The organism is Bacteroides sp. 224, assembly GCF_010500995.1.
Classification (GTDB): domain Bacteria; phylum Bacteroidota; class Bacteroidia; order Bacteroidales; family Bacteroidaceae; genus Bacteroides.
The window spans coordinates 17,797-27,312 of the sequence record NZ_QVMK01000052.1 but is presented as its reverse complement, the minus strand read 5'-3'; the positions used below and the strand labels follow the sequence as shown (position 1 = coordinate 27,312).

The following is a 9,516-nucleotide window of genomic DNA, read 5'->3' as shown; positions in this document are numbered from 1 at the left end:
CAAAAACAAAAATACTCAATTGAAAAATCCAATGTGAGCACGATAACTATGCCTTGTGATGTATTGAAGAGGAAGAGAAAATTATCCCGAATTCAGGTTGAGAGATACAAATAATCAGGTTTGTAGTTTTTAATAGCATTAAGGTGAATACTGACATCCGAGGTATTGACATAGTGTTTAGTGACATCTTTATAGAAAGGTGAAAGGAAAAACTCCGGAATCATCTCTTTTTCATTAGTGTGGGGTATCGGATTATGCGAGTATGTTATTCTGTATATTTTCCCAGCCATTGAGTGTACTTCTTGCCCATGAATATTGCCTACTTGATTCATGTATTTAGGATCGAGAATAATTTTCCAGGAATGCCCTCCATTTCTATTTGCCCATGCAGGCACCAAATCTATCGTTGACGGTATCCCTGATGCACGCATATTGATCACTTCGTAAAAAGCTTCATCAAAACAGTCATAATTAAAACTCTTATTGATTGCTTTTATAAATTCCTTATCTTTATTTCTGGATCGACCTGCTTTTTCTGAATAAATACCTTCATAATTCCATACTTCTTTTAGGTCTGCGCGATAGTCCGGATAACTCTTTAATTCTTCATTTATCTTCTTCCAAACTGTCATCAGCGAATCATTATAGGGGAAAAGGGGCTCGGAATCCAATCGGTATGGTAATACATATTCGCAGAAATTTTCAAACGGGATGCCTTCCAGCCAATAGCATGACTCCCACTTTTCCAATGCATTATCAATGATAGAAATGAGGTATTCGGCTTTGATCACTTCCAAATCCATAGTTTTGGAAGCTAAAGCCGATAGCTTCCCTTTACGGAATGGAATAGTTAAAATTACTTTTTTCAGGTTATCATCAAGCACATGGTATTCTTCTTCAATTCTTTTAGAGTGTTTATCCACTATACTTCCTGATACAGAATAATGTCCCGGCATATTTTCAATGAGAAAAATAGCTGCCTGCAATTTTAAACTATCAGATTCATTTTCTGAATAATGATCCATTACCTTTCTTAACTCAGATTGATTCTCACCCGCAAGCTGTAAAACTCTCTCTAATTTTTTAGATGTGTTATCACACGATACAATAATCAGTGTAGGAATAAAAAGATACACAGCATAGATATAATTCTTCATGCTAATTGAAATAAAGGTGACTTACTAGATGAATGCAAATATAATGAGAATATATATGTGATCCTGAAAAATGATATATTATTATTTTTAGTTTAATTGCCACTAGTGTCCCATTAAAATTGGGACGTTATTAACATTAAAATAAACTTGGCTCATTAGAGTCGCTTCGTTCTTTGTCATATTGAAAATTAGTTTTGTTAAAGAGGTCTTTCAAGTGCGTTTTATCCGTTAATGAGATGCTTAGGATTTGGAGAACTTCGTATGTACTTCTATCAAGTTGCATGTCATGTTGAACGATTGCGACTAGGCAGTAGGCACAGATGGCAACATAGATTTGTATTCTTACGGCATTCTCTGTAGTACCCCAGAACTTTTTAATTTTGAGGTGCTGCTTGAGCCATTTGAAGAATAACTCCACTTGCCAGCGACTCTTATACAACTCTGCAACTTGTAGAGCGGATATGTCCATGACGTTGGTTAAGAATACAAACTCTCGTTTTTGTTCTTCATCCCAATATCTAACTAACCGAAGTTTATTAGGATAGTATTGTTTAGGATAAAACCCTGTCAGTTCGATTATCATATCTGAGAGTACATTCTTAGGCATTCTTCGTTTCCATTTGAGAGCTTTGTACTGAAGATTCTTCTTTGCTCTGACAACGAAACAGGCTTCTATCTGACGGATCCGATATAGCATCTTGAAGTTGTTGTAGGCACGGTCAAAGATATAATAAGAGCCTGGTTCGTAAGGAATCTTATTCATGGCTTTAGAATCGTGAACGGAAGCTGTTGTAATATGGAAGAATGTCGGGATCTGAGTTTCCACATCATACAATGTGTGAACCTTAATACCGCCTTTTTTCTTCCGAAACTTTGCCCACCAGAAAACATTCAGGCATAAGTCAATGGTTGTGGAATCAAAAGCATATACATTCCCTCCCAACTTGAAGATATCTGTCTTACGTTTCTGCTGTGCTTCATTAACAAGGAAGTAAGCAAACTCTTCAAAGATTCGGCAGTCTCTATCTTGATTCGCCCGAGCCAAAGATGACTTTGATACGTTCTTGCCCAACCCTAAATGATAACACTTGGAACGATGAGCACCTAGAGCAATAATCAAATCTCTCAGACTTTCACGGTTGGATAGTTGACCGAACATCAAGGCTAGTAGTTGATTCCAACAAGTGAAATGTTTTACGTAACGATTTCCTTGATACTTATTGACTATACGCCGGAACTTATCTTCATTCAAGAATGAAACCAATTGAGCAAATACATACTTCTCTTTATTCATTGCAGCTTCTGTTATTGACTGCAAAGCTATAAATTGAAATCGTCGCGCTCGAAAAAATCTTGTAACTAACTAATTATCAAATATTTCAAAGAATTCTTTGCGATTTTAATGGGACAGCAATGTTTAATTGCTATAAGTTATTATCATTGATGAATGAGTACAGGGTCGAATTGTTTTCGTCCATTGATATAACGGAGTTTGTATCATATTCTTGACAATGAACTAATTTTGGAAATTTGATATGTTACTTTTTTATATTACTAATTAAGAATTATTATTCAATGAAAAAAACTATTCTATTTGGTTTGCTTTTTTTCCTTTTGTGTAATTTTGGTTTCTTTTCCTGTCAGCAAGACCTTGACGACGTCATCAAGCAGGAAGATACTGATCTTATAACAGAAGCGAAAGCTTTTTTTGAACAAGAAATTACAGTTAAAACAAGAAGCACCAAAGAGTTGCCTCTTGGAGACTTTGCACCCATGTGGGATAAAGCAAAAGTTTCTCGTAGTCAGCTTATGGAGGGAGTTGATATTCCTATTGTTTCAACTTATTCGTATTATACCATCCGAAAGGAAGTAATCGGTGGGCGGAATCGGAGCTATATTGCAAATGTAAGCGAGAAGACTATAGTGGTAAAGTCTTCTAAACATGGTGTTATGGGGCTTTATAGAATGCTTATTGTACCTGATTATATGTATTTTCAGAAAAACAAAGGTGACTTATCCGGCAAGTTTACTAATTTTGGAAATAAGGAAAACTTTTCAGGAATTATTTTCTATTTAGCAGTTGACGGAAAAATTCCATTGCGGGCAGATACTTATAAAGATGGAGTTAAGGTCAATGAGGTATCTTTGTTTGTGAATGATTTCGAAACCTATAAACGAAATCTCATAGAACTGAGTAAGATGCTACCAGCGTTGAAAATATATCGGCAGTCTAATCTGGCAGCTACCCGTTTGGGGTGGGAGGATCCTCTGGAGGATGATGACTTTTGGTCAGGAGATTCTGGTCCAAATGGTAATTGGTCATCCATTGGGAATGGTTTTTATCATGATGGTAATGGAAATGTTGGCTATGACTACGATGGGGATGGTAAGCCGGATGGTATTTGGTTACCGGATGTGGACGTTACTCCAGATGATAATCCAGAACCTCCGGGATTCGATGACGATCCAGAACCTCCAGGGTTGGATGACGATTCAATGCCTGACCCTACTCCCCCAACAACACCTGGTGGAGGTGGAGGTAATCTAACGCCAGTTGCTCCAAAAGCTATGAAGATTTTCAGAAACTCTGGTATGACAGAGGCAAACTGGAAAACTGTTGAACGGATGCTGGAAAAAATTATGCAGGATTGTATGGGTGAAGCATTATATAATGGTTTAAGTCGTTATCTTAATGGTAAAACGCTTGTAATTCAGTTTAAGAATGGTGGTAATGGCTCTTTTGGTGCTAATGGCATCTCGCTTGGTATGCAAGCTGAGAGTAATCAGCTTTTCCATGAAATGATGCATGCCTACCGGTCATATAAAGAAACTACTTCTAGCTACAATAGCTCGACTTTAAATGGGGAAATAGAAGCGCATTATGCTCAATATCTTTATGTGAGTAAATTACCTGAGTATCCGGGTAGCAAGTGGGAGAAAAGAAATGATTATGATATGCGTTACAGAGAGATTCAAAATCTTGAGCGATATATAGACAATCGAGGGAATTTACTTTCTGGTATATCTGAACATGAATTAGAAACATTGATTTTAGGTAGAACTGTGCCCGGTTTACGAGCAGCAGGTTACACTAGTAATAACTATAATTATGATAATAATAGACCTGCATTAGATAATTTTAAGAATATCAGAGATTTAACTCAAAATTGTAAATGATGAAAAATATAATAATAGCTATTTGTCTTTTGTGTTGTGTAGCATCTGTTTCTGCACAGACCAATTATTATACTACAACAAAAACTTTTTATGAAAACGATTATGTTTACCAGTGTGATGTGGATGCTGCAAAAATTGTTACATTGTATAATAAATCTAACAATTTGATGTATATTCAACAAGTTTATAAAAGTTCTGGTGAGATTTTTATAATGCCAGATAATTATATCCCTTTGTGTGCTGATGATAATTGGACTCGTACTAAGCGTTTGTCAATAGTCAATAATGCTTTCTCTTCCAGTGAGAAGCAAAGAGTAAGAGGAAAGAAGCTTAGTGTCACAATGTATATTAGTCCAGATACAGGAAAAGTTATTGAAGTGAGTTTTTTATTTGGAAATTTTGAACCTTATGCAACTATTCCAGTGTCAGTATATCGAAAGATTGAAATGGAACTCAAAAATAATGTTTGGTATACTCCAACTACTGAAGGCAGAAAATTAAACTATATTGCCCTCTGGTGGGCACAGGAACCTAGGTAGCTGAAGTCGTTTATAGGAATTGGGAAGTCTAAAATCTTCCTGATTCCAAATATCTCATAATGAAAACAATAGTCACCTTTATCAGTTTGTTGTTTTGTGTAGTCTCAGTTTCTTTATAAGCTAATTCTGAAAATAAATAATAATTGCATTCTTTGAATAAATATTTACTCATATTTATCTGTTTCATATCCGTATTGATGCCAACATTTGCATCTTTTTTTTCTTCGAATATCTTCAGCGAAGCACCTTTTATTTTCGGTATAATTGTATCAAGTAATTTTGGGCTTATTCTGCAGCATAAACAAAAATATCATTTGTCTGTGGTGGATATTTTTTTGCTACTTTTCATTCTTTATGGAGCTCTTCATCTTTGTTTGTCTCCAGTAAAGAATGCTGATTTTTTAAAGTTGTGGGAATGGGTTGCAATTATTGTTTTCTATTTTTTCATCAGATCAATCAATAATGAAGGAAAAGGGATCATTCTATATGCGTTGATAACTTCTGGAATTATACAGTCTGTAATTGCCTTGGGACAGTTATCGGGTATACTGGAAAGTAGGCATCCTTATTTTCCTATTACAGGATCTTTTGGTAATCCCGGGCAATTGGGAGGATACCTTGCTGTATGCTTCGTTGCTTCATTGGGATATTTAAGACAATTAAAGAAACGGTTGGTTATCTTATGGATTGTTTTTGTTAGTATCATTATAGGAACTACACTTATAATCACAGATTCGAGGGCTGCATGGATTGCTACCCTAATAGGGACCTTTTTCGTTTTTAGGAAAGAAATGTATGCCTGTTGGATACGTCAAAAGAAGATTTGTATCTCCTTCACCTTCATTATGGTGGTATTGGGGAGTTTATTGGTCTATAATTACAGACCTGAATCGGCAAATGCCAGAATACTTATATGGAGAGTGTGTGGAGAGATGATTAATGATAAACCATTATTCGGGCATGGGGTTGGATCATTTAATAAAAACTATATGCTTTATCAGGCAGATTATTTTCGGGAACATCCAGAGTCTTTTTTTGTTCCGGTTGCCGATAATATTGGCTACCCATATAATGAGTTTCTTCATATTACAGTCGAACTTGGGCTAATAGGATTTATTGTTATATCCGGATTATTAGTTTCGTTGTTCTGTATAAAGTCCCGAAATGATCAAGAATGGATATTTAAGGCGGCAACAATTTGTCTGGTGGTCTTTTCTCTGTTTTCTTATCCGAGTTATATTTTTTCTTTTTTTCTACTTTTTCCCATGTTGTTGGGAGGAAGTATTAGGGAAGATATGAATTCGATAAATAGACCGCGTTGGGCTCACCTTTTATCTAAATTGGGGATAGTAGTCATTTGTATCTGGGCAGTTGTAGAATGTATATTCTATGAACGTGCTTCTTGGGAAATGAAACAAGCAATAGCGAAAAAAGAGCTAGGATCAAGCTCTTTTGTAAATAACCATTTTGGGAAGCTTATTCATAACTTGAAATTTAATGCGGTATATGCTGAATACGTCTTTCAAATTGGAATAGATAATCCTGTCAATAGGATTAATTATTTCACTCCTTCTTGCGAAACGTATTGTGATATTGGCAAAATATATTTCCAGAGAAGGGAATTCACAAAGGCCGAATCTTACTATAAATTAGCCTCATGGATGATTCCAACCAGAATAATACCCAATTACTTGCTTTGGAGGCTTTATGTAGAAAGGGGAGACTCAATTAATGCCGAATATGCAGCTACAAAAATATTATTTCAGCCACTTAAAGTTGATAATACGGTTACAATTAGGATAAAAGCTGAGGTTCAGGCATGGCTAAATGAGCATAATTAGCAGCATCACCTTTTACGCCAAAATCCCGGAGAGAATAAAATAAGTATAGTGAAAAGCTCGAGCCTGCCAATGAGCATAAGGAAAGCACAAAGCCACTTAGCTATATCAGGTAAAGCGTTCCATGAATATGCAGGTCCTGTGGAACCCACCCCGGGACCCATATTTCCGATGCTTGATATGACGGTTCCTATAGATTCTTCGAAGCCTACCCCTAAAGCAATTAAAATCAGGCAACTGATAATGATAATAACTAAATAAACAAAGATAAAAGCCAATACACTCGATACAATTGTTGGTGGTGCTACTCGTTTGTTTATTCTCACAGGGAGCACTGCATTGGGGTGTATCATCCTTTTGAACTCATTGTTGGCTATTTTGGCAAGCATAACCACACGAATACATTTAATACCACCCGAAGTACTTCCTGCACAAGCCCCGATAATCATGATAATAAGAAGCAATGCCCACAGAAAGGGAGACCAGGTCATGTAGTCGGTTGTTGCAAGCCCGGTTGAAGTATGTAATGAGGTTACTTGAAAGAATGCTTTTCGAAAAGCCTCTTCTACTCCCATCGGAGTGGTTTTATAGAGCCCTAAAGTAATGATGGTGGTAAATGTAAAAATAGAGATCAGATACCATTTAAGCTCTGTGTCTTGAAAGAATTTCTTGAACTTACCATTCACAAAGAATAGAAGTAATATAAAGTTCATGCCCGATATAGTCATGAAAATAGAGATCACATATTCAATGTATGGAGAATTGTAGAATTCGATACTTGTCTGTTTGGTGGAATACCCTCCTGTACCTGCGGTAGCAAATGCATGGCAAATGCTGTCAAACACATTCATTCCACCTAACCAGAGCAGTATTGCAACAATGATGGTAAGTCCTGAGTAGATACTCCATATCCATTTGGCTGTAGTTCCAATTCGCGGATGTACCTTGTCGTATGTAAACCCACTGGCTTCGGCTGCAAAGAGCTGAACACCCCCTACACCAAATACGGGAAGTACGGCCAGCGTAAAGAACACAATTCCCAAGCCCCCGATCCACTGTGTCATGCTGCGCCAGAAAAGTAGGCCATGAGGCAATGACTCAATATCGTCTAATATGGTTGACCCTGTACTGGTGAATCCGGATATGGTTTCAAAGAAAGCGTTTGTAATATCGGGTATGTATCCACTAATATAAAAAGGAAGCATACCCAAAGCCGAAACAATAATCCACGAAAAGCTGACAATAATAATACTGTCTCGTTTATTGAATTGATTCCCCGAACCTCTGCCAGCTAAAAGAAGCCCCAAACCTATAACTAAGGTAATAGCAGTAGTGATAGTAAAACTAATAAGATCGTCTTCCTGATATAATAAAGAAACTCCGATGCAACAAATCAACATGACGGTTTCCACAAGAACCAGAAGCCCCATGATCTTATATATGGTCTTTAAATTTATCATATCAACTAAAAAACTTCTCTATCTTTTTAATCATCATATCCAAGCAGAATACTACCACATGATCTCCTGCTTGTATTATTGTATTTCCTGTGGCTAATTGCCCTTCTCCGTTTCTAATCATCCCCCCGATAGTAGTTCCTTTAGGCAGCCCCAAATCTTTTACTTTATGTTTAGTAATTCTGGAGCCTTCTTTAACAGTGAACTCGGCAACATCTGCATTTGCAAATGTTAGGCATTTAACATTAGAAACATCGGCATTTAGCATCATCTGATAGATGTGACTGGCGGCAATCAGTTTTTTATTGATAACAGTACCAATGTCGAGGCTTTCGGCCATGCCAATGTAGTCGATATTTTCTACTTCGGCTACGGTTTTGCTCACTCCCATGCGTTTAGCAGCCAAGCAAGCTAAAATGTTGGTTTCCGAATTTCCGGTTAGCGCAACGAATGCTTCGGTGTTTTTAAGTCCTTCATCAATCAGTAGATCCATGTCTCTTCCGTCTCCATTAATAATCATGGTGCGGTCGTCCAACAATTCAGTCAGGCGATTGCAGCGGGTCAGGCTTTGCTCTATGATTTTCACCTTCATATAGTCCGGTACGTATTGAGCTGTTCTTACGGCAATTCGGCTACCTCCCATGATCATTACATTTTGAACATCATTCTCATTTTCCTTGCCGGCTATTTTACGGATGTGTGGAATATATTTGCGAGTAGTAGTGAAGTAGACAATATCATTCAACTTAATCATCTCTTCTCCTCTTGGTATAATTGTATCACTTCCCCGTTTGATAACTACCACGTGGTAGGGGATATCTGATTTCCCTAATTCGGATAGAGGAATGTTGAGAATCTCGGCTTTCTCCCTCATCTTAGCGCCAATTAAAACCAGCGATCCGCCACAAAACTCCCACCATTGGCGTACCCAACTCATTTTCATGGAGGACACAATCTCCTTGGCTGCGAGCATTTCCGGATAAATAAGAGAATCCACTCCCAGGTTCTTAAAGAACTCTTTGTTCTTAGGTAATAAGTATTCGTAATTGTCGATACGGGCTAACGTCTTCTTTGCTCCCAAATTAGTGGCAAGCATACAAGCAGTAATATTACGACTTTCATCTGGAGTAACTGCGATAAACAAGTCGGCATGATCAATATTAACCTCTTTCAACTTAGCTATAGAGGTAGCTGACCCGGTGACAGTCATAAGGTCGAAGTTCGCGCTTAAAGGACTTAGCTTTTCATCATCATCATCCAGCAGAATAATGTCTTGTTTCTCACGCGACAGTAATTTGGCTAAATGTGTTCCTACTTCTCCGGCTCCGGCAATAATTATTTTCATTAC

General features: G+C 37.2%; 7 protein-coding genes. 3 read left to right on the top strand and 4 right to left on the bottom strand.

Translation table 11 applies throughout. The features are described 5' to 3' along the window. Window positions 1–92: 92 nt before the first annotated feature. Window positions 93–1,157 carry a hypothetical protein gene (locus tag D0T60_RS17330; protein ID WP_163219534.1) on the bottom strand — a complete coding sequence of 355 codons (1,065 nt, stop codon included), beginning with the start codon at window positions 1,155–1,157 and terminating at the stop codon, window positions 93–95. A gap of 136 nt (window positions 1,158–1,293) precedes the next feature. After that, a complete protein-coding gene (locus tag D0T60_RS17325) occupies window positions 1,294–2,451 on the bottom strand; it encodes an IS4 family transposase (protein WP_163219532.1) in 1,158 nt (385 codons plus the stop codon). A 281-nt stretch (window positions 2,452–2,732) separates the two neighbouring features. On the opposite strand from D0T60_RS17325, the gene D0T60_RS17320 reads away from it, so the two are divergent. The 3 genes from D0T60_RS17320 to D0T60_RS17310 all read left to right on the top strand — a co-directional run bounded on the left by D0T60_RS17320 (window position 2,733) and on the right by D0T60_RS17310 (window position 6,714). Further along, entirely contained in the window at window positions 2,733–4,334 is a 1,602-nt protein-coding gene (locus tag D0T60_RS17320) for a hypothetical protein (protein WP_163219531.1), read from the top strand. Then, a complete protein-coding gene (locus tag D0T60_RS17315) occupies window positions 4,331–4,873 on the top strand; it encodes a DUF5043 domain-containing protein (protein WP_370524839.1) in 543 nt (180 codons plus the stop codon). Before D0T60_RS17320 ends, D0T60_RS17315 begins: the two co-directional genes overlap by 4 nt. Window positions 4,874–5,025: 152 nt before the next feature. Beyond that, the gene (locus D0T60_RS17310; RefSeq protein ID WP_163219529.1) at window positions 5,026–6,714 is read left to right on the top strand and encodes an O-antigen ligase; all 1,689 of its coding nucleotides are present in this window, start codon (window positions 5,026–5,028) and stop codon (window positions 6,712–6,714) included. Between the two features lie 5 nt (window positions 6,715–6,719). Here D0T60_RS17310 and D0T60_RS17305 read toward each other — a convergent pair whose 3' ends face one another. Both D0T60_RS17305 and trkA read right to left on the bottom strand, forming a co-directional pair. Further along, window positions 6,720–8,171, bottom strand: coding sequence for a TrkH family potassium uptake protein (locus tag D0T60_RS17305; RefSeq protein WP_163219527.1), 1,452 nt, complete (start codon window positions 8,169–8,171; stop codon window positions 6,720–6,722). A 1-nt stretch (window position 8,172) separates the two neighbouring features. Next, on the bottom strand, window positions 8,173–9,513 hold the full coding sequence (gene trkA, locus D0T60_RS17300; protein WP_163219525.1) for a Trk system potassium transporter TrkA: 1,341 nt from the start codon (window positions 9,511–9,513) through the stop codon (window positions 8,173–8,175). Window positions 9,514–9,516 lie beyond the last annotated feature (3 nt).